This window comes from Altererythrobacter sp. H2 (assembly GCF_035319885.1).
In the GTDB taxonomy this organism is placed as follows: Bacteria; Pseudomonadota; Alphaproteobacteria; order Sphingomonadales; family Sphingomonadaceae; genus 34-65-8.
This window is the reverse complement of sequence record NZ_CP141285.1, coordinates 2,020,374-2,044,817: the sequence shown is the minus strand read 5'-3', so window position 1 is coordinate 2,044,817 and position 24,444 is coordinate 2,020,374. Positions and strand designations below refer to the sequence as shown.

The 24,444-nt window shown below is 62.5% G+C and carries 25 protein-coding genes and 1 tRNA gene; 19 read left to right on the top strand and 7 right to left on the bottom strand.

Annotation, left to right across the window (positions count from 1 at the left end; genetic code table 11):
- Positions 1-141 precede the first annotated feature (141 nt).
- The 8 genes from aspS to mltG all read left to right on the top strand — a co-directional run bounded on the left by aspS (position 142) and on the right by mltG (position 6,965).
- Positions 142-1,938, top strand: a complete 1,797-nt coding sequence (aspS, locus tag U4960_RS10270; protein WP_324260541.1) for an aspartate--tRNA ligase — start codon at positions 142-144, stop codon at positions 1,936-1,938.
- 119 nt (positions 1,939-2,057) lie between these two features.
- A complete protein-coding gene (locus U4960_RS10265; protein ID WP_324260540.1) occupies positions 2,058-2,558 on the top strand; it encodes a YfiR family protein in 501 nt (166 codons plus the stop codon).
- Complete coding sequence (locus U4960_RS10260; protein ID WP_324260539.1) at positions 2,555-3,028, top strand: CHASE sensor domain-containing protein; 474 nt, start codon at positions 2,555-2,557, stop codon at positions 3,026-3,028. The genes U4960_RS10265 and U4960_RS10260 overlap by 4 nt, the downstream gene beginning before the upstream one ends.
- A 29-nt stretch (positions 3,029-3,057) precedes the next feature.
- Positions 3,058-3,786 (top strand): GGDEF domain-containing protein, encoded by a 729-nt coding sequence (locus U4960_RS10255; RefSeq protein ID WP_324260538.1) that lies wholly within the window; start codon positions 3,058-3,060, stop codon positions 3,784-3,786.
- Positions 3,767-4,279: an OmpA family protein gene (locus U4960_RS10250; RefSeq protein WP_324260537.1), complete on the top strand. Its 513-nt coding sequence runs from the start codon at positions 3,767-3,769 to the stop codon at positions 4,277-4,279. Before U4960_RS10255 ends, U4960_RS10250 begins: the two co-directional genes overlap by 20 nt.
- A gap of 106 nt (positions 4,280-4,385) precedes the next feature.
- Positions 4,386-4,622 (top strand): acyl carrier protein, encoded by a 237-nt coding sequence (locus U4960_RS10245; protein ID WP_160610148.1) that lies wholly within the window; start codon positions 4,386-4,388, stop codon positions 4,620-4,622.
- 110 nt (positions 4,623-4,732) lie between these two features.
- Positions 4,733-5,992: a beta-ketoacyl-ACP synthase II gene (gene fabF / locus U4960_RS10240; protein ID WP_324260536.1), complete on the top strand. Its 1,260-nt coding sequence runs from the start codon at positions 4,733-4,735 to the stop codon at positions 5,990-5,992.
- 1 nt (position 5,993) lies between these two features.
- The gene (mltG, locus tag U4960_RS10235; protein WP_324260535.1) at positions 5,994-6,965 is read left to right on the top strand and encodes an endolytic transglycosylase MltG; all 972 of its coding nucleotides are present in this window, start codon (positions 5,994-5,996) and stop codon (positions 6,963-6,965) included.
- Between the two features lie 6 nt (positions 6,966-6,971).
- Here the strand turns inward: mltG and U4960_RS10230 are convergent, their stop codons facing one another.
- Positions 6,972-8,930, bottom strand: coding sequence for an alkyl/aryl-sulfatase (locus tag U4960_RS10230; RefSeq protein WP_324260534.1), 1,959 nt, complete (start codon positions 8,928-8,930; stop codon positions 6,972-6,974).
- A 99-nt stretch (positions 8,931-9,029) separates the two neighbouring features.
- On the opposite strand from U4960_RS10230, the gene U4960_RS10225 reads away from it, so the two are divergent.
- Together U4960_RS10225 and U4960_RS10220 are read left to right on the top strand one after the other, a co-directional pair.
- Positions 9,030-9,554 (top strand): 2'-5' RNA ligase family protein, encoded by a 525-nt coding sequence (locus U4960_RS10225; protein WP_324260533.1) that lies wholly within the window; start codon positions 9,030-9,032, stop codon positions 9,552-9,554.
- Between the two features lie 167 nt (positions 9,555-9,721).
- Positions 9,722-9,798, top strand: a tRNA-Met gene (locus U4960_RS10220).
- Between the two features lie 100 nt (positions 9,799-9,898).
- Here the strand turns inward: U4960_RS10220 and U4960_RS10215 are convergent.
- Positions 9,899-10,717 (bottom strand): DUF6118 family protein, encoded by an 819-nt coding sequence (locus U4960_RS10215; protein ID WP_324260532.1) that lies wholly within the window; start codon positions 10,715-10,717, stop codon positions 9,899-9,901.
- Between the two features lie 10 nt (positions 10,718-10,727).
- Positions 10,728-13,613 (bottom strand): Ti-type conjugative transfer relaxase TraA, encoded by a 2,886-nt coding sequence (gene traA, locus U4960_RS10210; protein ID WP_324260531.1) that lies wholly within the window; start codon positions 13,611-13,613, stop codon positions 10,728-10,730.
- Between the two features lie 172 nt (positions 13,614-13,785).
- Between traA and U4960_RS10205 the strand changes: the two genes are divergently transcribed.
- The 4 genes from U4960_RS10205 (at position 13,786) to corA (ending at position 16,143) form a co-directional block, all read left to right on the top strand.
- Positions 13,786-14,091, top strand: a complete 306-nt coding sequence (locus tag U4960_RS10205) for a conjugal transfer protein TraD (protein WP_324260530.1) — start codon at positions 13,786-13,788, stop codon at positions 14,089-14,091.
- A gap of 22 nt (positions 14,092-14,113) precedes the next feature.
- Positions 14,114-14,335, top strand: a complete 222-nt coding sequence (locus tag U4960_RS10200) for a conjugal transfer protein TraD (RefSeq protein WP_324260529.1) — start codon at positions 14,114-14,116, stop codon at positions 14,333-14,335.
- 85 nt (positions 14,336-14,420) lie between these two features.
- The gene (locus U4960_RS10195) at positions 14,421-15,188 is read left to right on the top strand and encodes a class I SAM-dependent methyltransferase (RefSeq protein WP_324260528.1); all 768 of its coding nucleotides are present in this window, start codon (positions 14,421-14,423) and stop codon (positions 15,186-15,188) included.
- Positions 15,166-16,143, top strand: a complete 978-nt coding sequence (gene corA, locus U4960_RS10190) for a magnesium/cobalt transporter CorA (RefSeq protein ID WP_324260527.1) — start codon at positions 15,166-15,168, stop codon at positions 16,141-16,143. Before U4960_RS10195 ends, corA begins: the two co-directional genes overlap by 23 nt.
- A gap of 184 nt (positions 16,144-16,327) precedes the next feature.
- Here the strand turns inward: corA and U4960_RS10185 are convergent, their stop codons facing one another.
- Positions 16,328-16,606 carry a zf-TFIIB domain-containing protein gene (locus tag U4960_RS10185; RefSeq protein WP_324260526.1) on the bottom strand — a complete coding sequence of 93 codons (279 nt, stop codon included), beginning with the start codon at positions 16,604-16,606 and terminating at the stop codon, positions 16,328-16,330.
- Positions 16,607-16,713: 107 nt separating this feature from the next.
- A complete protein-coding gene (locus U4960_RS10180; RefSeq protein WP_324260525.1) occupies positions 16,714-19,632 on the bottom strand; it encodes a class I SAM-dependent DNA methyltransferase in 2,919 nt (972 codons plus the stop codon).
- A gap of 652 nt (positions 19,633-20,284) precedes the next feature.
- Between U4960_RS10180 and U4960_RS10175 the strand changes: the two genes are divergently transcribed.
- Both U4960_RS10175 and U4960_RS10170 read left to right on the top strand, forming a co-directional pair.
- Positions 20,285-20,491, top strand: coding sequence for a helix-turn-helix transcriptional regulator (locus U4960_RS10175; protein ID WP_324260524.1), 207 nt, complete (start codon positions 20,285-20,287; stop codon positions 20,489-20,491).
- Complete coding sequence (locus tag U4960_RS10170; protein WP_324260523.1) at positions 20,488-20,682, top strand: helix-turn-helix domain-containing protein; 195 nt, start codon at positions 20,488-20,490, stop codon at positions 20,680-20,682. Before U4960_RS10175 ends, U4960_RS10170 begins: the two co-directional genes overlap by 4 nt.
- Here the strand turns inward: U4960_RS10170 and U4960_RS10165 are convergent.
- Positions 20,657-21,853, bottom strand: a complete 1,197-nt coding sequence (locus U4960_RS10165) for a tyrosine-type recombinase/integrase (RefSeq protein ID WP_324260522.1) — start codon at positions 21,851-21,853, stop codon at positions 20,657-20,659. The genes U4960_RS10170 and U4960_RS10165 overlap by 26 nt on opposite strands.
- A gap of 272 nt (positions 21,854-22,125) precedes the next feature.
- Here U4960_RS10165 and U4960_RS10160 point away from each other — a divergent pair, with 272 nt between their 5' ends.
- Genes U4960_RS10160 through U4960_RS10150 form a run of 3 tightly spaced genes read left to right on the top strand, consistent with a single transcriptional unit; the run spans position 22,126 to position 23,276 of the window.
- Entirely contained in the window at positions 22,126-22,680 is a 555-nt protein-coding gene (locus U4960_RS10160; protein ID WP_324260521.1) for an Arm DNA-binding domain-containing protein, read from the top strand.
- Positions 22,592-23,014 (top strand): hypothetical protein, encoded by a 423-nt coding sequence (locus tag U4960_RS10155; protein WP_324260520.1) that lies wholly within the window; start codon positions 22,592-22,594, stop codon positions 23,012-23,014. The genes U4960_RS10160 and U4960_RS10155 overlap by 89 nt, the downstream gene beginning before the upstream one ends.
- Entirely contained in the window at positions 23,004-23,276 is a 273-nt protein-coding gene (locus U4960_RS10150; protein WP_324260519.1) for a helix-turn-helix transcriptional regulator, read from the top strand. The genes U4960_RS10155 and U4960_RS10150 overlap by 11 nt, the downstream gene beginning before the upstream one ends.
- 154 nt (positions 23,277-23,430) lie before the next feature.
- Here U4960_RS10150 and U4960_RS10145 read toward each other — a convergent pair whose 3' ends face one another.
- Positions 23,431-24,090 carry a TetR/AcrR family transcriptional regulator gene (locus U4960_RS10145; RefSeq protein WP_324260518.1) on the bottom strand — a complete coding sequence of 220 codons (660 nt, stop codon included), beginning with the start codon at positions 24,088-24,090 and terminating at the stop codon, positions 23,431-23,433.
- Positions 24,091-24,444 lie beyond the last annotated feature (354 nt).

Below are 24,444 nucleotides of genomic sequence, written 5' to 3'. Positions count from 1 at the left end.
CCGCCACTCGGGTTTGGTCCCACGGGCGCGCGCGGCTTGACAAAACCCCCCGCATCCCCTGTTAGCGCGCGCAGCATAACGGCCGCCTCGCGCCTAGCGCGCGGCCTTAGCCGCACACTCGCGAAATTGGAAAGACTTTCGATGCACGCCTACCGCACCCATACCTGCGCCCAGCTCGGCCAGAGCCATGTCGGCGAAGAAGTCCGCCTGTCGGGCTGGGTCCACAAGAAGCGCGATCATGGCGGGGTCCTGTTTGTCGACCTGCGCGATCATTACGGCATGACCCAGATCGTCGCCGATGCGGACAGCCCGGCCCTGCCGCTGCTGGAAGGGCTGCGGCTGGAGAGCGTCGTCACCATCGATGGTGTGGTGAAGGCGCGCAGCGAGGGCACGGTCAACGCCAGTCTCTCGACCGGCGCGATCGAGGTATTTGCCCGCGCCGCCGTGATCCAGAGCGCGGCCGACGAGCTGCCGCTGCCGGTGGCAGGCGAGCAGGAGTATCCGGAGGACATCCGCCTCAGGTACCGCTTCCTCGACCTGCGGCGCGAGACGCTCCACGCCAATATCATGAAGCGCACGCAGATCATTGCCGACATGCGGGCGCGGATGGGCGCGGCGGGCTTTACCGAGTTCTCGACCCCGATCCTGACCGCCTCCAGCCCGGAAGGCGCGCGCGACTTCCTGGTGCCGAGCCGCATCCATGCGGGCAAGTTCTACGCGCTGCCGCAGGCGCCGCAGCAGTACAAGCAGCTGCTGATGGTGGCCGGGTTTGACCGCTATTTCCAGATCGCCCCCTGTTTCCGCGATGAAGATCCGCGCGCCGACCGGCTGCCGGGGGAGTTCTACCAGCTCGACCTCGAAATGAGTTTCGTCACCCAGGAAGAGGTGTGGGACACGATGGAGCCGGTCATGGCCGGAACCTTCGAAGCCTTTGCCGAAGGGCGTTACGTGACCCCGGCGGGAAGCTTTCCGCGCATTCCGCACGCCGAGTCGATGCTCAAGTACGGCACCGACAAGCCTGATCTGCGCAACCCGCTGGTCATCTCTGATGTGTCGCAGCATTTCGAACAGTCGGGCTTCGGCCTGTTCGAGAAGATCGTCGGCGGGGGCGGGGTGGTGCGCGTGATCCCTGCGCCCAACACTGCCGACAAGAGCCGCAAGTTCTTCGACGACATGAACGACTGGGCCCGCAAGGAAGGCTTCGCTGGGCTCGGCTACGTCACCCGCAAGCAGGGCGAGTTCGGCGGGCCGATTGCCAAGAACCACGGGCCTGAGCGCATGGCGCAGCTCTATGCCGAACTGGGACTGGGCGATGATGACGGCCTGTTCTTTGCTGCCGGCAAGGAAGCCGATGCCGCCAAGTTGGCCGGTGCGGCGCGCATCCGGGTGGGTGAGGAGCTCGACCTGATCGACCGTAGCCGGTTCGAACTGGCGTGGATCATCGACTTCCCGTTCTACGAATATGACGAGGAAACGAAGTCGGTCGAATTCAGCCACAACCCGTTCTCGATGCCGCAAGGCGAACTCGAAGCACTGGAAACGCAGGACCCGCTGACAATCAAGGCCTACCAGTACGACCTGGTCTGCAACGGCTATGAAATCGCCTCCGGCTCCATCCGGAACCACAAGCCGGAAACCATGGTCAAGGCGTTCGAGATCACCGGGCTCAGCCAGGCGGACGTGGAGGAGCGCTTCGGCGGTCTCTATCGCGCGTTCCGCTATGGCGCTCCGCCGCACGGCGGGATGGCGGCAGGCGTGGACCGGGTGGTGATGCTGCTGTGCGATGCCAAGAACCTGCGCGAGATCACGCTGTTCCCGATGAACCAGAAGGCGGAAGACCTGCTGATGGGCGCGCCAAGCGTGGCCGAACCCAAGCAGTTGCGCGAACTCCACATGCGGGTCGTGCAGCCCGCCGGGAGCGGCACGGGGCAGGGCTAGACTTGCAGGAATGAGCCAGCCTTGGCGGGGCGCACCGGAAAGCCGGGCGCCATCGTCTCGGCAGGTTGGGGGGAAAACTGGTCGCGATTGCATCATCCTTGTCAGGCTGGCTGCTGCCCTTGTCGCTCGCTGCGGCACCGGCACCGACTGAAGTCGGCTTGCCGCTGGGCAACGAGGCTGACCCGTACAGCCCGGCTGTGGCCCGGCTGGTGCGTTCGGTGGTGGAATACACCCGCTGGCCGGGCGACCGTGCCAGCCTCCGCGCTTGTGTGGTGGGGCCGGCGGACCATGCGGGCGACCTTCTCTCCGGGGCGGCTCTTCGCGCTGCCGGAATCCGGGCCAGCGAAGTCAGCGCCGAGGCAGCCGGGCCGGCCGGTTGCGAAATCGTCTATCTCGGGCGCCTTTCGCTGGAGCAGCAGCGCGCAGTTACCGCCCGTATGCGGGGGTCGGCTGTCCTGACCATCGCCGAGAACGACCCGGCCTGCCGCAGCCGGGCGATGTTCTGCCTGCTGTTCGAGGCCGACGCGCTGTCGTTCCGGCTGGATATCGATGCCGTGGCCAATTCGCAGGTGCGGATTGATCCACGGGTGCTGCGGCTTGGGGCGGGAGTGTCGCGATGAACAGGTTGTCGGCAAGAGAGAGCAGGACCCAGACACTGAGGGCTATCCTCTCAAGGGGGCACCTGCGGCTGGTCCTGCTGGCCGTGTTCCTCGCTTCGGTGTCGCTGATGGTCAGCGGGATTTATGCGATCCGGGGTTATGCGGCCGAAAACGTGATGCTCTCTGCCCGCTCTTTGGCCTATTCGGTCGAGCCGGCACTGGTGTTCGGTGACCGCAAGGCGGCCCAGACACTGATCGACCACCTCGGCAAGAGCGACAATCTCGCGCTGGTGGAAGTCCGCAATGGCGAGGGGCAGAGCTTCGCCCGCTGGCAGCGCCCGGGCACCAGCCCGATCGAGACAAGGCCCTCGTGGGCCAGCGCGCTCTGGCTCGGCCCGGTCACCCAGGACATTTCCTTCAAGGGCCAGCGGATCGGCAGCGTGACCGTGACGGGCAGCCTCAAGACCATGCTCACGCGCTTTCGGCCCTGATCATCGCCCTGTGCTGCCTGGGGATTACCGTGCTGGCAACGCGCATCCTGGCGCGCCGGCTGGAGGAAAGCATTGCCGCGCCGCTGGAACGTGTGGCCCTGATCGCCCACGAAGTGCGCAACGAGCGGCGTTTTTCCCGCCGTCTCGAACAATCCGGCGTGGTCGAGATCGACCGGTTCGCCGGTGACTTCAATGCCCTGCTGGAGGAACTTGAGAGCTGGTATGACAGCCTGGCGAGCGAGAATGCGGAACTGGCGATACGCGCCGATCATGACCCGCTGACAGGCCTGGGCAACCGCGCCCGGTTCGAACGGATGCTGGAAGCGGCGCTCAAGATTGCCCAGTTGTCAGGCCGCCAGGTCGCGCTGCTCTATCTCGATTGCAACGATTTCAAGGCGATCAATGACAGCCACGGGCACGATGTCGGCGATGCGGTCATCTGTACCATCGCCGAACGGTTGCGGCGGAGCATTCGCGAGAAAGACCGTGTTTTCCGTTTGGGCGGAGACGAGTTCGCCATCGTGCTCGACAATCTGGTGTCGACCGAAGCGATCAGCCGGGTGACGGCCCGGGTTCGCGCGATGATGGAAGAGCCGGTCAGCATTGCCTTGCAGGTCGAGCGGACGCTGCAACTCAGCATTGGCGTTGCCACCTACCCGCTCGATGGCACCACACCCCGCGCCTTGGTGCGGGCGGCCGACAAGCGGATGTACCAGGAAAAACGGGGAGAGAAATCGGATGAGTGCGAAGTTTCCTAGGAGGGCGCTGATCCTGTCCGTCCTGGCCTCGGCAATCCTGACGGCGTGCCAGACCGTGCCGCCTGCGCCGTTCTCGGCGCAGCAGGTTGCCGTGCTGGAGAGTAAGGGGTTCCGCGAGCAGGGCGGCAATTACCTGCTCGGCCTGCAGAACAGGGTGCTGTTCGGGTTCGACAGCAGCGAGCTTCAGGGAGAGACAAGCGCCATGCTGGGTGAACTGGGCCGCGAGCTGGCGGGCGTCGGCATCCGCAGCGCCGGGGTGGAAGGCCATGCCTCCGCCGAGGGCGGGGCGGAATACAACCTGCTCCTGTCCCAGCGGCGCGCCGAGGCGGTAAGCCGTGCCCTGGTGGATGGCGGGCTCATCGGCACGGCCATGCGCGTGCGCGGAATGGGCGCGCTCGATCCGGTGGCGCCGAACGACAGCGAGGAAGGCCGCTCGCAAAATCGCCGGGTGGTGATCGTCGTCACCCCCGCCGATGCGATGGCGCTGAAATAGGGTTTGGCGAGGCGTGTGAATTGCCAAGGCTCGGCACTTGCCAGCGGCCCCGGCGTTCATTAGGGCGACAGCAAAGAAACCAACAGCTCCAAAAGGGAATTCGTACATGAGCGACACCGCTGAACGCGTGCAGAAGATTGTTGTCGAGCATCTCGGCGTGGAAGCCGACAAGGTGACCCAGGAAGCCAGCTTCATCGACGATCTGGGTGCAGACAGCCTCGACATCGTCGAGCTGGTGATGGCGTTCGAAGAGGAATTCGGCGTCGAAATCCCTGACGATGCGGCCGAGAAGATCACCACCGTTGGTGACGCGACCAAGTACATCGAAGAGCACAAGGGCTGATAGTCCTTGCGCTTCACCTGCCCTGACGGGCAGGACCTGACAGGCCCGACCCCTCCGCGGGCCGGGCCTGTTGTCATTTAGCGGAGAATTTCCCTTTGGCGGAGAACAACATGCGTCGTGTGGTCGTAACCGGTCTGGGACTCGTCACTCCCCTTGGCGGCGATGTCGAGACGACCTGGGCGAACCTGATCGCCGGCAAGAGCGGAGCCGGGCCAATCACCCGGTTCGATGCCTCGAACCAGAAGTGCACCATTGCCTGCGAGGTCAAGCCGAAGGATCATCCCTGGGGCTTCGATCCGGACAAGCGCGTTGACCACAAGGTCCAGCGCCAGGTCGATCCGTTCATTATCTACGGGATCGATGCAGCAGGGCAGGCGCTCGAAGACGCCGGTCTTTCAGTCATGAGCGATGATCTGAAAGAGCGTACCGGATGCTCGATCGGATCGGGCATCGGCGGCCTTCCCGGGATCGAAAGCGAATCGCTGGTGCTGGCTGAAAAGGGCCCGGGAAGGGTCAGCCCGCACTTCGTCCATGGCCGCCTGATCAACCTGATCTCCGGTCAGGTCTCGATCAAGTATGGCCTGATGGGGCCGAACCATGCCGTGGTGACCGCCTGTTCCACGGGCGCACACTCTATTGGCGATGCCGCCCGGATGATCCGCGATGGCGATGCCGACGTGATGCTGGCGGGCGGGGCGGAAGGCACGATCAACCCGCTTGGCGTGGCCGGTTTTGCGCAGGCACGCGCGCTCAACATGAGCATGAATGACCGGCCCGAGCAGGCCAGCCGCCCCTATGACAAGGACCGTGATGGCTTCGTCATGGGCGAAGGTGCAGGCGTGGTGGTGCTGGAGGATTACGAGCACGCCAAGGCGCGCGGCGCGAAGATCTATGCCGAAGTGGTCGGTTATGGCCTGTCGGGCGATGCCTACCATGTCACCGCCCCTCACCCTGAGGGCAAGGGTGCTGAGCTTGCCATGCGCATGGCCCTGAAGAAGGCCGGCATGACCCCGGGCGACATCGACTACGTCAATGCCCACGGCACCAGCACCATGGCCGACACGATCGAACTGGCCGCAGTCAAGCGGGTGCTGGGTGACGACCTGACCGGCGCATCGATGAGCAGCACCAAGTCGGCCATCGGCCACCTGCTGGGCGGTGCCGGCGCGGTGGAGGCAATCTTCTGCATCCTTGCCATTCGCGACCAGATCGTGCCGCCCACGCTCAACCTCGACAATCCGGATGAGGGCACCGAGGGCGTTGACCTGGTTCCGCACACAGCCAAGAAGCGCACCGTGCGCGCCGTGCTCAACAACAGCTTCGGCTTTGGCGGCACCAATGCCTCGCTGGTGTTGAAGAAGGTCGACTGACATGCGCCGGATCGGCTGGAAAGGCGGCGCGATCCTGGCAGCTGTGGCGCTGGTGCTGGCCGTTCTGGCCGGCACATTCGCCTTTGGTTCGGCCACGATCGACAAGGAAACCTCGTTCATCATCCCCCAGGGCTCGACCCTGACCTCGGTCGCGGGCAAGCTGGAGAATGAAGGGCTGGTTTCGTCCGGCCGGGGTTTCCTGCTCCGGGCGAAGCTGCTGGGCGGTTCCCGCCCGATTCAGGCGGGCGAGTTCCTGCTGACGCCGGGCATGGGGCAAGGCGAGATCCTGTCTGCTTTCCAGAGCGGCGACGTAATTCGCCGGTTCATCACCATCCCCGAAGGAATCCCCTCGATCCTCGTCTGGGAGCGGCTGATGGCGGAAGAGAAGCTGACCGGAGAGATCCCGGTGCCGGTGGAAGGCTCGGTCCTGCCCGATACCTATGACTTTGAGTCCGGCGAGGAGCGGACGGCCGTGCTCGCCCGGATGCAGGCGGCGATGCAGAACTACCTTGCCGAAGCCTGGCCCAAGCGTGCCCCTGGCATCGCGGTCGACAATGTCAGGGACGCGGTGATCCTTGCCTCGATCGTCGAGAAGGAAACCGGCACGCCCAGCGAGCGGCGCATGGTCGCGGGCCTCTATTCCAACCGCGTCAAAAAGGGCATGTTCCTGCAGGCTGACCCCACGATCATCTACCCCATTACCAAGGGCAAGCCGCTGGGGCGGCGTATCCGCAAGTCGGAAATTGCCGCGATAAACGATTACAACACATACTCGATGGCCGGCCTGCCAAAGGGGCCGATCACCAACCCCGGGCGCGAAAGCATTGCCGCCGTGCTCGATCCAGCCAAGACAGACGCGCTCTACATGGTCGCTGACGGCAGCGGCGGGCACGAATTCAATGCTGACTATGCCGCCCACCAGCGTGCGGTGGACAAGTGGTATGCCTTGCGCCGTGAACGGGGCGAGATGTAGCCCCGCTCAGGGTTCGACGATCGCGAAGCCAGACGGAACCGGGTCGAGCGCATCGATCAGGCCCTGCAGGGCCGCGGCATCGCCTTCCACCTGCAGGCCCGCTGCCTGCATCGCGGCAACCGGCTGCTTCAGGAACAGCATTGCCAGCACCAGGGCGCGCGGGCCGCGCACAGTGACATCGGGCCGGGACGGGGCCTGCCCGACCCGCCCGATCAGCACGCTGCCGTTGGCTTCCAATGCGGCGAGCTCCTTTCGGTCTGTAAGGTCGAGCGCGACGATCAGCTTGCGCATTCCGAACCGCTCCGGCGCGAACCGGGTGGCGGCCGAATCGAGCAACTCCGCTGTCGAAATGGCCCCGATCAGATCTGCGCTTTGGGAATTGGACACCTGGCGCGGGCCACCGCGCAAGTCACTGGCGGCGGCGAGGAACTGGTTACGCCAGATTGCGCTTTCCGACTGGTAGCCTTGCTGTTCGTAACTGTCCGCCAGCAGCGCCTTCGCTTCGGCATGATCGGCTTGTGCGAACACCAGGTTCTGGAGCAGGTCCGATGACCAGCGGTAATCCCCTCGCGCCATGGCGGTGCGGGCCAGTGCCAGCGCACGGTCTGCGCCGCCGATCGCCTCGATCATCCGCCGTGCCCGCTCCACCGGCGGGTGGGGGTGAAGGTGGGCCGGCACCGCGTCGTACCAGCCAAGGTAGAACTGGTAGATCGCCTTCGCGTTGTGGCTGTAGGTGCCGTAATAGCCGCGGTTGGCCCATTCGCCCGCCAGCTGCGGGGGCAGGGCGAGCGCCTCGGCGATCTCCGCCATGGTCTCGCCCCGGTTCATCCGCCGCACGGTCTGGTCGTGGAGATAGCGGTAGTTGTCGCGCTGGGCGGCCAGCCACGCCGTGCCTTCGTCCTGCCCGAAGATGGGCCAGCAGTGGCTGGAAATTACCGCCTCGCTGCGCGGCGCATAACGCGTCGCCGCCTCGTCAAGGAAATGTGCCCAGGCCCGCGTGTCGCGCACCTTGGCCCCGCGCGGGGTCAGGATGTTGTGCATGGTGCAGGTGGCGATTTCGGCGGCGAGGAAGATCCGCTCGGGCGCCACGAACACGTTGAATTCGGCCGGAGCCTCGCTGCCCGAAACGATCTGGAACTCCAGCTCCCCTCCGTCCACCACGCGGGTCTCGCCGGTGCGGGCAACGGTCTCGGTCGGCGCGATGAGCGACAGTGTGCCGCCCGATACCGCCATGCCGATCCCGCTGCCCATCGTCCCGGTCGCGCCTGGCGTGAGCCCGGTGCCGAACTGATAAGCGGCCCGCCGCATCATCGCGCCGCCGGCCATGACATTTTCCGAGGTCGCTTCTTCCATGAAGCCTTCAGGCGCGATCACCGCAACCTTGCCCGCGGCGACATCTGCCGGATCAATCACCCCGCGCACCCCGCCGAAATGGTCGGCATGGCTGTGCGAATAGATCACGGCGCTGACCGGGCGTTGCCCCAGCGTCGCATTGACCAGCTCCATCGCGGCCTTTGCGACCTCCACACCGGTGAGCGGATCGATCACGATCCAGCCATTATGGCCGCGCACCACGGTCATGTTGGACAGGTCGAACCCGCGCACCTGCCAGACGTTGTCGGACACCTGGTACAGCCCGTGGTGCTTCAGATGGCGCATATGCCGCCACAGGCTGGGATGGACGGTTGCCGGAGCCTCGCCCTCGACAAAGGCATAGCCGGCCAGGTTCCAGACTGGCTGGCCCTGCGCATTGCGGATGATCGGGTCGCTGCGGGTGGCAAGGAAGCCCTGGGTCGAGAACGCGGCATCGCGGGTACCATCCGGCGGCAGGATGCCCGCAGCTGCTTCCTGCGCGGCCGTGGTTGTGCCCGATGCGGGCTTGACCTCGGCCTGTGCGGCGCTCGCCGTTGTCGCAAAAGCGAGCGCTGCCAACCCTGCGCCTGCCCGGCGCCATTCCTTTTTCATGACCCTCTCCCCTTATTGTTGCGCCGTTTCTGCCAACCCTAAGTATTTCTTACAAGGGTGCGGCTGGGCGAGCGGGCAAATTCGCACTAAGCTCGCCCCATGGTCCTGCCGCCCCTGATCGTGACAGCCTTGCTTCCGGCGGATCTGCATCGCTGGGCCACCGCATTGCGAACGCAGCATTTCCCGCCCGAGCGCAACTATCTGGAAGCCCACGTCACCCTGTTTCATGCGCTGCCTCCGTCGAGCGAACGCGAAGTCAGGGCGGCGCTGGCCGGGGAGGCGTCTGCGCTGGCTCCCGTCCAGGCGCGGCTGAGCGGCCTGATCTCTCTCGGCCGGGGCACAGCCTTGCGGATCGAAAGCCCGGCCATGCTTTCCCTGCGGGACCGGTTGGCAGAGCGGTTTCACGGCATCCTGACACCTCAGGACAGCCATCGGCCGCGCCTGCACGTCACGATCCAGAACAAGGTCACCCCTGCCGAAGCGCGCACGTTGAAAGAGCAGCTCGAACCGGTCATTGAACCGCGTGCTTTTGCCTTCCGGGGCCTGGGGCTCCACCTTTACCGGGGCGGTCCGTGGGAGGCTGCTGGGGAGTTTCCGTTCAGAGGCAAAGGGCAGGGCGCATGAGGTCACGTTCCTGAGCCTTCTGGCGGATTGCCCTCCTGCTTTGCCAGCCTGCTTGAAAATCGTCTTCTGGCCAGTTGACCGGACCCGATCCCGGCCCTAAATGCGCCGCCTGCACTCATCGGGTGCAGACCAACCGGGGCCCTGCTCAACGCACGGCCTGCCCACGGGGCGGAGTAGCTCAGCCGGTTAGAGCAGCGGAATCATAATCCGCGTGTCGGGGGTTCGAGTCCCTCCTCCGCTACCATTCAAGTCATTTATCGGTTTGTTTTCAAAAGACAAAATGACTTTTCCGGAAAATCGAAACCACATTTGTTCCCACATTTTGTGCGGGTCGGAATGGGCTGTTATGCTCCTCTGTGGGATCGTTGCGCGGCCCCCTCTCGCGTTGTTGCTGTCTTGCTCTCTGAGCTGTCCGGACGAATCTTGAGGGTGCATCGCACTGGCTGCTGCGATGTTGCAGCGGTCTTCCGGCAAGCGTCAATGGTATCTCTGTTGTCGCGCTGGATGTCAGAGGCCTGCACCAGTGCATTCCATGCCTCAGGGCTGTCGCTCTGCATCAGCCGCGCGCCTGCATCCCAGCGTGAGGGCGCGCCCACGACCCGCGCCGCCATGCGCTCTGGCCAGTGCCAGTTATCCGGCATCGCGCGAGCAATGGTGCCGGGAAGGAAAGACCAGAGCAAGATACCAGCGAGCACGGCTCCGCCTGCTACCTGGTAGAGTTGATGCTGCTGCTCGGCGGCAGTGCGCGCATGGGCCGTGACGCTGCGCATCTCCTGAGCGGCGTGGATCAAGTCGCTCCGGGCCTGACTGATCCTGTCCTGATCGCTGCGCCGCGCTGATTCTGCTGTTGCGGCGATCCGCTGACCAATGCTCTCAGGTGTCATCTGCAATGCTGGATGGCGCGCCATGCCCTTCAGGCTCTCGCTGATCGCGCCCATCCGCTTGAATAAGTCGGTCAGGGTCGCACCGTAGTCGGGGATGACAATGTCTGCGCGTTCGGCGGCAAGGTGCTGCACCGCCCGGCGCATCAGGGCCATCTCGCCCTCAAGGCGGGCAAACGCCTCGGCGGCGGGATCGCCTGCGGTATCCGGGGTGAGCGGATCAGGGTCGGGTTCCGGCTCAAGGTCCAGGGTCAATTCCACGTCATCCGTGTCGGTATCCATTGTGTTTCTCCTAAAGGCCCATGCCGATTGACCGGCTCCGCTCCATCGAGATGGAGGCGGCAAGGTCGCGGGCCAGATCGCGACCGAGTTCTGTCTTGATGCCAAGCTCGCGGGTGCGGCTGCGCAGAAGGGATTCGACCTGCGCATCGCGCTCCAGCCCCTTCGCCATGTCCGTCATGCGGCCCGTGAGCCGCTGCGCACCGTTGCTGTCGCCATCGCGCTGCATCGCTTGCCGTGCTTGTCCCAGCCGCTGCCAGTCGCTCACAAAGCGGTCTGCACGCTGCGCGGGATCGACGCGGATTTCGGCCTCAAGCTGCATGGCGCGGATTGCACCCTGGCTGCGACCATCGGCGGCCTCACGGGCGAGCGAGGGTTGGCGCTGCAAGGCGCTGGCAAGGTCGGCTGTGCCATGGGGCCGGATCGCGTCGAGTGCCTTTCCTGCCTTCTCCAGCGCGTCGCGCTGGTGGGGCAGGACGGGCAATCCCTGTTCGCGCATCTGCCCGATGTCGTTGGCAGCACGTACATAGCGCTCGACCGCCCGGCGCTGGTCGGACAGGCCAGCCTGATCGGTCGGCAGGGGTTCGAGCCGGTTGGCCTGCGGACGGAAGCCAGCGAAGATCGACTTCGCCCGTTCCGGCAATTGCCGGGCGAGCTCCACGATCCGCTCGCGGAAAGTGATGCCGCGCCGTTCGGCAAACTGCTGCTCGGGCTTGTAATCGCTCGCCATGTCCTTGCCGCGTTCGCGGCTGAGCGTGCGGACAAGTTTGGACTGATCGGCGAAGTCTTCGCGCCCATAATGCAGGGCAAGGCCATCACGGTGGCGGGACATCGCGACATAGGCCCCGTGGCTGTCCATCCCCGGCGTTGCCAGCACATGTGTGCGGTCCACTGTTATGCCCTGCGCCTTGTGGATCGTCGCGGCGTAGCCATGATCGAGGTGAGCATAGTCTTTTGTGTCGAAGGCGACGTTGCGGCCATCGTCGGTGCGCACGGCCACGCGCTGCGGCGTCACCTGCTCAATGGTGCCCAGTGTGCCATTCTTGACGCCCAGGCCCCGCTCATTGCGCAGGAACATGATGCGGTCGCCGCTGGCGAACAGACGCTCGCCGCGCTCGGCGCGGATGGTCACTTCATTGCCCAACTCGCCATTAGCGCGCAGCTTTCCGCGTGCCGCGTCATTGAGTTCGCGCACTTCGTCATTGGTATGGGTGAGGATGATGCGCGTATCGCCGGGGCTGGCCTGCCGGTCCCGATCCCAGCGCTCGATCAGCTCGCCGCGTGCAGCTTCTCGCGTCTCACCTGCGTGGATCATACCGCGTTCGCCATAGTCCTGAATGGCAAGTCCGGTGCGCCCCGTGGCAAGGTGCCGCGTGGCATCCTGCTGCCAGCCTTCGTGCTGGCGGCGCACTTCGCTGATTTCGACGCCGCCGTGCCGTTCATGGATCGCGCGAAAGGCTGCTCCGGCTTCGATGGCCTGAAGCTGCTGCGGGTCGCCAACTAACACCACTTTTGCGCCAGCATCGGCGGCATGGGAGAGCACGCGCTCCATCTGGCGCGTGCCGACCATGCCTGCCTCGTCGATCACCAGAACGTCGCGCGAAGTGAGCTGTTCGCGGCCCTGGCTCCACTGGTGCTCAAGGCTGGCTATCGTGCGTGATGCAATACACGAACCGTGTTCCAAGCCCTCGGCTGCAATGCCGGATAGTGCTGCGCCGCGAACTGTATAGCCCGCGCTTTCCCAAGCCTCGCGCGCAACGCCCAGCATCGCGCTCTTGCCGGTCCCGGCATAGCCGACGACAACACTGAGGCCGCGATTATCGGTCACATGATCGAACGCCGCGCGCTGCTCGCCGGATAGCACCAGCCCGCGCTCCGCCGCGCGCGCCAGCGCTCCTTCCCGGCCACGATCTTCGACCTGATGCCGCTCGCGTTCGGCCAGCAATTCCGATGCGCGCCCAAGCCTCTGTTCGGTCTCGATCATCTGGCGCGATGTGAACCGGTCTTCGCCGCGTCCGTCCTTACCCAGCGCAATCAGGTCAGACGATCCGCGCACCGCGCTCATCGCCTGATCGAACTGCTCTTTCCCGTCGCTGTGCCGGTGCACGAACATCGATAGGTCACGGCCCGTGAACGTGGCTTGGCTGTGCGTGATCGCGTCGAGCGCGACAGCGGGGTTGGCGATGATCCGCTCGCCATTTCGCTGCGCGACGGCGCGGTGTTCTTCGATCCGCTCTGCCTCAAGCCCGCGCACGCTCATGCGTGAAGCGGCGGGGCCGATCTTGTCCTGCGGCTCCAGCCCAATGCCCTGCGCCTCCAGGCTGCGGTGATCGATCCGCGCATCGATATCGAGTTCGGCAAGACGCTGGTTGACGTGATCGGCCCAGCGTTCGCGCCATTGCTCGACCAACTCCGCCTTGTTCCACTCGCGCACCTTCGCGCCGAAGCCATCTTTGCCGACTTCGCGCATGGTGAGCATGACATGGGCATGGGGCTTGGGCTGGCCGTCTGCGCCAATATCCCAATGGACGTTGAGATCGGCGATCATGCCCTTTTCGACGAATTCTGCCTCGGCAAACTCCCGCGCCAGCTCGACGCCCTGTTCCTTGGTAAGCTCACGCGGAATGGCGAATTCGACCTCGCGGGAAAGCTGCGCGTCCTTGCGTTTCTCGGCGGCTTCGACCGCGTTCCAGAGTTTTTCGCGGTCGGCGAATTCCTCCGGCGCGCCTTCCGGCAGCAGCACTTCGGAATGGACGACCCCGTCCTTGTTGGTGAAATCATGATCGCGGTCGAGCCGTTCGTCGTGCAGCCGCTCAGCCCCGCGATAGGCTGCGGCGGCCACGGCGCTGCGCCCGCTCGACCGGCTGATGACTTTGACGGAGAGGTGGAAGATCGCCATGACGGCAATCCATCTACGCCACCAAGCGCACGTCGGCACGACGTATAAGCGCGCCCTCCCATGATAAAATCCTGCTCGGGACTATTCAGTATCAGGCCGTCCCGACGACTCTACAGCATTGGGGGGAAATAGGTATTATCATCAGCGCATCACCTCTCAATGGAGAACTTCGATGCGCAAACCCCGTGACTTTGATTCGGAACTGAAGGCGCTCGCCGACAAGGCGAAGCAACTGAAGGAACGCCGCGTGCAACAGCTTGGCGAACTGGTGATCGCCACCGGGGCCGATGCGACCGATGCGGAAACGTTGGCCGGTGCGCTGCTCGTCATTGCGGAAAGCAGCGATGCCCAAAAGAAGGAGGCGTGGCGCAAGCGGGGCGCGGCCTTCTTTCAAAGCAAGGCGCGCAAGCGTGGCGATGGACCTCGAGGCCAGCCGGACGGCACTCTCCCGCTTGACGGCGGCGCGGCATCGGCTTGAGGCACGAAAGGCGCGAACCGACATGCGTGAATGGCAAGTCAAACGACGCGAACGCACGCGACAACTGATCGAACTGGGCGGCCTGGTGGTGAAGGCCGGGCTGGTCGAACTCGCCGACGATGATCGCGCTACGCTCTACGGCGCGTTCCTTACCGTCGCGGCCAAGCTGGGCGGCGATGAACGCGAACAGGCACTGGTGTTGTGGAAGCGGAAAGGCAAGCGGGCGTTTGAACGTAATCAATAACCGCAGCCTGTTGCGGTCAATTAGGCTTCGCCAATCGAGGCTTATTCTCCTAAGAGGCCGCAAACCGCGATTGGAATGATCAGCTTTGACCACAAAATACCTGACCGGCCTGCTGGCCAAGGAAATGCCTCAATCTGGTGATGCATCGCGGACTTTGGGCGAGAGACTGTTTCAGCTTGCCTTCTCTCTGGTGCAATGGCCCTGGTTGCTCAAGAGCCTGTATGGCGGAACCAAAGCCGAGAAGTTTGCACTTCTGGAACGGCTCAGCTTGCCGCAAGATGCGCTGCCCCATTTGGGTAGTTGGAAGGCCGATACCTACCTCCTGCACCGCCTTGTTGATGAAATCGAACAGCGGCGACCTCAACACGTGGTGGAGTTGGGATCGGGAGCGACTTCACTTGTGATAGCGCAGGCCCTCTCGCTCAACGGCGGCGGATGCCTGCACAGCTTCGATCAGTACGATCCCTTCGTCTCGCATATGCGCGAGTGGCTGGGCGAACATGATTTGTCGGCGCAGTTCCATCATGCCCCGCTAACTCAGCGTGATCCGGCATGGCCGGGGTTGTGGTATTCGCTTCCTGAGGTTCCGCCGGTGATCGACATGCTGGTGATCGATGGGCCGCCCTGGGCTATTCACCCCTTTGCGAGGGGTATCGCGGAACGCCTTTTTTCCCGTGTGGCACCGGGTGGAGTGGTTTTTCTGGATGATGCCGCGCGTCCCGGCGAAAGGATCGTCGCCCGGCGTTGGCGACGCAAATGGACCAGTTTCGAATTCGCCTACGAGGGCGCTGGAACCAAGGGGTTGCTGGTGGGTCGGAGGAGGAGGACGAGTGACGATCATTGCGGCGCGTGAATATCACGCAGGCTTCCCGATTGGCGAGGTAACCCTCGCAGCCAGCGATTCCCCGATTTCGCAGGAAAGCCCACAAGGCACATTTTCCTGGGTGGGGCTGTTTGACCCCACGCTCGAGGAGATGGACGCTTGCGCAAAGGCGTTCGGCCTGCATCCGCTTGCTGTGGAAGATGCGCTTCATGCCCATCAACTCCCGAAGCTCGAGATTTATGGAGAACAGCTCTTTGTCGCGGCGCGCACCGCCAAGATGGAAGGGGGTCACATTGCCTATGGCGAAACAGCTTTCTTTGTAGGCCGCCATCACATTGTCACTGTCCGGCATGGCTCCGATCAGGGCCATTCTGCACTTCGCCAGAAGCTGGAAGCCCGCCCCGCGCAACTTGCGCATGGAACGGACTATGTTCTGCATGCCCTGCTCGACATGATCGCCGACAATTATTTTCCCGTCATCGACGCGGCGGGAGAAATCGTACAGCGGCTTGAACAGAGCGCGCTCGAATCCGCGCTCACGCGCACCGAAATGCGCGAGTTGTTCAACCTGCGCCGGGATTTGCTGCTACTGCAACGCATGCTGATACCGATGGAGGATGTCTGCGCCAAGCTGGCAAGTCTCGATCTGCCTAATGTCGATGCGGATGTGCGGCCTTATTTCCGCGATGTGCTCGATCATGTCCGGCGGGTCGCGTCGCTGGCTGCGCTGCATCGCGAAATGCTCAATTCGGTGATGGAAACCAGCGCCCTGATCGAGCAGCAGCGGCAGGGTGATATCACCCGGCAACTGGCAGCATGGGCGGCGATCCTCGCCGTTCCGACAGCAATTGCCGGGATTTACGGCATGAATTTCGACAACATGCCTGAACTGCGAATGGAATATGCCTATTTCGTGGTGCTTGGCGTAATCGCTGCGATTTGTGTCCTGTTATACCTCCGGTTCAGGAAATCGGGCTGGCTCTGACGCCGCACTTTGTCATTTCCGAAATGCACCTGCCAATTCCTTAGAAGCAGAGCGATAACGCGCGCCCTGTGCACCGGTACGAACATCCGGACGGATACAGCGGCCTGATCACGGCGCTCCAGACCGGAGCTTCATCGGGCTTGTCGGCGGCTCATGGATCACCTTGGCCATTCGGAGCAGCTAATCAGTCGAACAGTTCTTCCAGAAATGATTTCTTGCGCTTGCGCGGCGGATAGCTGTGGCCCTGCTGATGGCCACGGTCATAGCCGGGCTGTGCGGGGGCTGGCTGCGTCGGCGCTGGAGTTGGCTGAATGCTGCGCTCAATGATTTTGTCCAGCTCCCCGCGGTCGAGCCACACGCCGCGGCAGGTTGGGCAATAATCAATCTCGATCCCCGATCTTTCGCTCATCACCAGAGTGGTTCCGTCCAAGGGGCACGCCATGGGGCCGTGATTGCTGCTCATCCTGCTTGATCTCCTACCTCGTTTGACCACGTCGAGATAAGCCGCGCAGGCCAAAAACCAATACCTGCCGTTGCATGATCGGCCAGGCAGAGGCGCTGCGGCGCAGATCAACGCGCAGCGCGCTCCTGATTGAGCCGGAACAGCCGGGCGAGGATTTCGTCGTCGGTCAGGGTGCCGGTGCGGTAGTCTTCGCCCCAGCCATAGGCATCGGCGACCGCTTCATTGAGCGCGCGGTGGGCGTGGTCGAGCCAGGCGGGGCGGGCGTTGTAGAGGTTGGTGAGCGTGCGCTTCTTGAGTTCCTGCACGGCGGCTTCGTCCTTCGGCAGGATGCGGTCGGGATAGCCGGGGACGACTTCCGGCACGCGCTTGACCAGATCGGGCGGGTTGAGCCAGTTCTCGCGCAAGGTGTTGAGGCGCTCGGCGGCAGTGGCGATGGCCTGCGCGCGAGGGTCAGCGGCGTAATCGCTGGCGGGGATGTCGGGCGTCAGGCCTTCGGGGAAGGGGAACGTCTCGAAGGTAGTTGAGGGGGTGTAGCGCGGGTCATTGCCCACACCGAGAAATGTGCCCATCCGAAGCGACCAGATTTCATGGAACCGGCTATGCAGGATGCCGAAACTGGTATCGTCATCCCGACCAATGGCCACGGTCGCAGAGTCCGGATTTACCGATGAATGCAACCAGACGAATAGACGGTGTTTAGAAACTCGGGGGGTTCCGATGAATCTTGGGAAACCTTTCAAGCCGTTCCGAATGTCATCGCCAGTCCGACCAGGCCTCCACCAATGTGACCGTCGCTTAGGGTCTCGATTTTGGTCACGGATCGGCTTCAGATGAGTGCGAGCAAATTCGAAGGGCAGCTCAAAGAGCGCGGCTTCGGCCTCTTCCATCGCCATGAAGTCGATAAGCCATTTGTCGCTTGGGCGCCGCGTCAGATCCATTCCGTTCCGCCAAGGCCTTACAATTTCGGCATTGCTCCGACCGTGTGGATTGTGACTCTCGGTGATCATATGGCGCGCCAAATCACCCTCAATATCGAGTGGCCCGTCCTTCTGGCGTCCAATGAAGCTACGGCCAAAAGTCTCTGGCAAACGATGCGACTTTGTTAGGTCAATGCTGGCAGACGAGTTTTCGAGATCAGCGCTGATGCTCTCAACGGCGATGCCTTCAAGCCTCGTCAGGCCCTCTTTTTCAGAGCTAAAACAGACAAGGGATACCCTGACCGCCGCGCCATCGACGGTCCAAGACTCATCGCTCCAAGCCTCGAAAATCCGGCCATGTTCGACGATTGGCTTGAGCACTGCGCGGTTCGCGCCGCCGCGAATGGAATTGGTGGCGACCAACCCGGCGCGGCTCAATTTACCCGCGATCATCCGGTCCCATGCACCCGCGAACCAATAGCAAACAAGTTCAGCCCCGCCCGGCACCTGCGGCCATGCTTTGCGCAGAGCGAGAGTATAGCTCTCGCCAAGCTCGGCGATCATCTTCTTGTTTCCAAGGAACGGCGGGTTGCCCACCACCACATCCGCATCTGGCCATGACGCACGCCGGGGCTTGCCATTGGCATCCAGCACAGGGTTCCCATGCCCATCCGTCACCAGCACGGCATCGCGGTTTTCGATATTGCCGAGGCTGCGCAGGATCGGGTTCTTCGCCGCCTCAAACCCGTTGCGGCGCATCCACTGGATTTCGCCGATCCATACCGACACGCGCGCCAGTTCGGCGGCATAGGGGTTCAGCTCGATCCCCAGCACGCATTCCGGCCCGACAGCGGGAAACTCGCGCGTGCAGCCCAGCGCCTCTGCCTCAAGATTGGCGCGGTGCTCGATGTCCTTGAGCGCGAGCAGCGAGAGGTAGAGGAAATTGCCCGATCCGCAGGCGGGATCGAGCACGCGGAAATTGCGCAGCCGCTCAAGAAACCCGCGCAGCAGCTCCTGCGCCTTGGCAAAGGCCCGGTCGCGCTTGGTCCGCTCGGCCCCCTTGAGCAGCTTTTCCGCAGTCTGTTGCGGGGCGTTGGCGATCAGATCCTCGATCTCGGCCCGGATCGCTTCCCACTCGGTGAGGAGGGGACGGATGATGACCGGCTCGACGATCTGCATGATCTTGTCGCGATCAGTGTAGTGCGCGCCCAGCTGGCTGCGCTTGTCCGGGTCCAGCCCGCGTTCGAACAGCGTGCCGAGGATCGATGGGTCAATTTCCGACCAGTCAAGCGCGGCGGCGGCGATCAGATTGTCGATGTCCGCGCGTTCCAGCGGCAGGGCGCTGTCATCGTCGAACAGCCCGCCGTTGAACCACTCGACCTTGGTGAAGCCGACCAGCCCGCCCGACTTCATCGCCCCGAACAGGATCGCCGCGTTGGTGGCAAAGGTGTCAGGCTTGGGCGCGCTCGCCTTGAGCATGGCGGTGAACATGTGATCGGGCAGCAGGCCGACATCCTCGGCGAACATGCAGAACACGAGCCGGTTGACGAAATGTGCGACCAAGTGGGGAGCATGCCCGCGTGCGCGCAGGCGCTGTGCCAGCTGCGAGAATTCTTCCGCTGCCTCTTCGGTCAGCATCTGGCGGGTCTTGGCCGGCTTCAGCCGTTCGGGGTCGAGGAAGCAGGCGCGCAGCACATCGCGCTTCGCCCCGTCCAGCAGATCATCGAGCGCGAATTCGTGCACCTCCTGCACCGTATTGGTCCAGTTGGTGTGGATGCGGAACCGGTCCATGTCGCTGACTATCAGCAGTGGCGGGTTATCCAGTGCGATGGCATATTGCTGGAGCTGGGCGAAGGCGCGGTCGAGGTCCTTCTTGCGGCCTTTGTATTCCCACGCAAAGCAATGCTTGCGCCAGACATCGGCCCAGCCTTCGCCGCCGCCTGTCTTGGATGCGCCTTTTTCGAAGGTGAACCAATCGCCTTTCGGATCGGCGCTGGCGGGCTTTTCAATGTCGAGCAGTTCGCACAGGTCAAGGAAGTGTTCCTGTGATGCGGAACGTTCCTTCAACTCGGCACTGCGCCATTTGGCGATGAATTGGGCGGGCGTCATACAGCGCGGGTGCTCGAAACGTGGGGCGCGCAGGGGGAATAGGCAATCGAAAGCATTGTTAACGCCTAGCAGGCTGAAGGGACGCTTTCCACGAAATGGTTTCTCAGTCAGTCGTTTGGTTCAATCGCTGTCGAAAAACCTCGGCCACATGCTTTGACTGCTGTCTGAGCCAGGAAATCCTTGATGGCGGCAAGGGATTGCTGACGACGTAGGTCAACGCCTCATGTGGCTGTGAAGCAGGCGATGGAGAGGACGTTCCGGCTTTCTCAGAAGTGATCGAGTGATTTGCCATGGCATGGTCTTAGCACACGTCATCGCGTGAGCGCATCAATCAGAGGCGATGAATTTGCGCTGATTCGCACGCAATCTTCGTCAATCTCGGCGCGGATTTCCGGCTCTGATGAAAATCAGATGCGCGTTTCGAGAAATTGGCCAGTCGAGCAGGCTGCATGGTGCCGCATCAAGCCACCCGGAACTTGCGTCCGCCCCCTTCTCTACTCTTCCATAACCGTTCCTGTCCCTCCGCAAGTTATTCTATCCGCGTTTGCGAACACGGGCACAGTGGTTGCGAATTCCATTGCACTCGATGACCCGAAACGAAATTCTTGGATCAGGGGGCACCAGTAACTGCCAATGAATGGAAGCACGTCCCATGCCCAACACCGACAAGATCATCCGCCTCAAAACCGTTCTCGCCCGCACCGGCCTGTCCCGCTCCACCATGTATCGCAAGATCGCAGAGGGGACTTTCCCGTCCCAGGTGAAGATTAGCGTCCACGGCGCGGGCTGGCGGGAATCCGCCGTGAACCGCTGGATCGATGATCCGGTGTCGTATCGGAATGAGAGCGCTGCGCGGTGATAGCGCCGCCTCCGGTCGAGCCGATCTGCGTGAAGGTAAATGACGCTGCGCGCATGATCGGCGTCGGCCGCACCAAGCTCTACGAACTGATTGCGTCTGGCGAAATTGAGGTCATCAAGCTCGGCAAATCGACCCGTATCACGACTGCCAGTCTGCACGAACTGGTCATGCGGCAGCGCGAGCCGAAGTAGGCTCGGCTGCCGCCGTATTCGCTGCTCGTGTGCGATTGCTCAGATAATCCGCCCATTGCTTCATCAGTCTGCGGCGCTTCTCGAAGAAATCGGTTCGGCGGTAGGCGGCTTCGACCTTGTTAGGCAGCTTGTGGGCGAGGGCCTTGTCAGCGACTTCTTTGGGGAAGTCGGTGCATTCGGCGGCCCAGTCGGTGAAGGTGGATCGGAAGCCGTGCACCGTGATGCTGGCGAAGCCATCGTCGCGCAGAAGCTTGGTCATGGTCATGTCACTGATCGGCTTCTTGCCGTCGTTGGAAAAGACCAAGCCTGTATCGCTGGTCCGCTCATCCCAGCGTTTGCGCAGCAGTGCCACAACCGGTGTCGAAAGCGGCACGACGTGGGTTTCGCCCGCTTTCATCCGTTCAGCCGGAATGGTCCATACCGCCTTTTCGAGATCGAACTCGGCCCATACCGCAAGGCGCGTCTCGTTGGACCGCACGGCGTTGTAAATCGTGAAGCGCAAGGCGTCGCGCCCGGTCGTCGGGGCGGCGCTGGCAAGCTTCTGCATCAGCGCCGGAACGTCGGCATAGGGCATGGCCTCCATGTGCCCGCGTTTGTCGTTCTGACGCGGCAAGCCCTTGCGCACCGAACGCAACGACACTTCTTCTGGCACCCAGCCTTTCACATGCGCGAAATCGAGCACTACGCCGATGCGCTGGAGCAAGCGCCGCGCTGTTTCCGGTATCTCCAGCCATATCGGGGAAAGCGCCTCGACGACGCAGGCGCTGTCCACCTTGTCGACCGGCTTTTTGCCGATGCGCGGAAAGAGGTGCCGCTCGAAACCAGACAGCCACCGGGCATGATGGCCATCCTTCCACCCGTCGCCCAATGTCTCATGGCATGTGCGGGTTGCGGCCTCAAAGGTCGGAATGACCTTGCGCGCCTTTCGCCGTTCGGCGACAGGATCGAAGCCTTCACGAACTCGGCGGCGCAATTCTGCTGCCGCTGTTCTGGCATCGGATAGCGAAACATCATGCGCCGATCCCAGCCCATAGTCGCGGCGGCGGCCTTTTAACTGCATGCGCAGCACCCAGGTGCGCGCGCCGCTGGGCTTTACGACGAGGCACAAGCCCCTGCCATCGACATGGCGACCGGGCTTTGCGTTCTTCACTTTCAATACTGTCAACGCCATCAGGTTCGAGCCCCTGTCAGGGATTCATACCGCCAAAAACGGTGGTATTTGGTCCCACAATCGTTCCCACATTTCAGCGGGAATTCAGGCGATTCAGGGCGACCGACCGCGAACACGTTACAAGATAAATCGCTGATTTTACAGAGTAGTTGGGGACGCTCTGAAATTGCCTGAGACGAAAGTTATAGCGCCTCCTCCGCTACCAATCTCGAATCCGCATGGGTTCGTTTGCTGCCGCATGCGTCCGTAAAATCTAATTAATTCAGAATGATATGCGTGATTCGCGTCCGCATGCGTCCGCTTGCATTCGCTTGAAGCCGGATTTGGCGTGGGGGTATTTTGGGGGTATTTTCCGGGGGTACCGAAAAGGAGCGATACCCCCAATGGCCCTGAGCGAGATTCAAATCAGAAAGGCAAAAGCCACCGATCGACCCTACAAGCTGGCGGACGGGGAGGGATTGTACCTTCTGGTTCAGCGAAATGGTTCGAAGCTTTGGCGCCTGAAGTATCGCTTCAGGGGCAAAGAGAAGCTTCTCTCGTTTGGTCCTTACCCCGACATTGGTATCGCGGCAGCTCGCGAACTGAAGAAGCTCGCGAAGGCGACTCTTGTCGAAGGTAGAGAAGCGCCCCATTCGATACTCTACCTTGCAAATGTTCGATTGGACGAGAGTGCTTCGTCAGGGCAAAGCCTCAACGAAATGGTGGCAAGATGCCGCCAACTTGTCGCTATCGATCTCCATGCGGCTCGCTTGCTGGACGATTGTCTCCGCTGTGATCGCAAGCGGGAGGGCGCGCCAGGACATTGCACAAGAGGCGCGCATCCATAAGGATGCGCTTCGCCGGATTCTCGAAGGTAAGCGCGCTGCCACGCTTGACGAGGCCATCCGTATTCTGTCTGCCAGCGGCGCCAAGCCGCATGCGGCTCTGGCGCTTCAGCTGCTCGGGAAAAGCGGCAAGGCTACAGACTGGATGGATACCGATCTCGGATATTTCCTCGAGATATTCCTGCAAGAGCTCCCGGAAGCACTCGAGCGAAGTCTGGGCAATCAACTACACGAGGTCAGGCCTCGATGGGCCAAGGGCGCGGCGCACCGGGTGGCGAGCCTTCTGGCCGAGCATATCGACGAACTCGAGCGACGGGACACGCTCTATGCGAAATGAGCCCGATCCACTGCCCAACGAATGTCGCACGATCGCAAGTGAAGCGCATGACAAGCCGATTCCGGGAGGCTTTGCTCAGCCGGAACGTCTGCTTCGCCTGCCAGATGTTATCGAGCGTGTCGGCCTCAAACGCACCGCAATTTACCAGCGAGCAAAAGAGGGGCGCTTTCCAAAGCCTCGATCACTGGGAACCAGGTGTACGGTGTGGGTCGAATCCGAAGTCGACGAATGGATTCAAGCCGTCCGAACCATAGATCTGTAGCCGCTGATCATGCTGGCAAACTCAGCCGGTGAAACCAGCCCACCGGATCTGGGCAAGGCGGAAAACTCCAGACCCTAGTGGTCCGAGGTTGGGTAGCAGTGCACAACCACCGCCCTGCTCTAATCCCAGCCGGGGGAAAGCGGGGGGCATGTCTTTAAACGCCATAGGCCTTTAGAAACCGGTCTACGGCATCACTCACGTTCGCGCACAGTTTTTCCCGGTCGGGCTCTTCGGTTGAAAAGCGCGCCATGCACATGTCGAAGCCGCACAGTAGTCCAAAAAGATGGCCTGCCGCGAGGCGGCAGTCATGGCAGCGGATTTTTCCGTTTGCGACTGACGCCTCCAACAGCGCGGTCAATTCGCGCTGCATCCGCCGCGGTCCGGTATTCAGGAACAATTCGCCGACTTCTGGCCGCAATTCCGCTTCGGCACCGATTCGGCGCCCAAAACTAATTATGTGGGGCTGGGTAAGGAAGTGGATCACCGCTTGTCCAAAAGTCATCAGTGTGTCCCTGAGGTCGCCACCGGCTTCTTCAGGTGAGACAAAATCCGCTCCCATCATGACGCATTCGCGTTGTACCATGGCTGTGAACAGGGCCTCCTTGGTCTTAAACCTGTTGTACACCGTGACTTTTGAAACAGCGCTGCGGCTGGCGATGGTTTCGATTGAGGCACCAGCAAAGCCATGCATGAAAAATTCGTCGCGCGCCGCGTCCAAAATCGCCTCACGCTTGGCAAGGTCGATGGGGCGGTGCCTTGGCCATTTTCCTGCATTCACATCTTGCTGCCTTGCATTATGAGCGCAGGCGTTCAATTTGACGCATGCGTCTATTATCTAATATCGACAAGTAGGGCGGAAGGCCACCCAGCAGGTAGCTATTTTTGTCAACCTGATCCGGCGCGGCGCCTCTGCCGTACAAAATATCGGTACGGTCGATTTGTCGGTGATGGATCCGGCATCTCGCACCACCGATGTTGTCTTTCCCATACCATCAAAGGCGCCCGTACGGGTGCGCGGGGTGAAGGGTGTCGAATGGGCAGCAAACCATTTGTAATCCGGCACTACCATCCACGCGCCTGAGGGGAACCTCGAGGGGTCAGCGTCATTGGTGTTGACGATAGTACCTTGATTGTCCTGCCCCATGAAGGACACAGTTGCGTTCGTCGG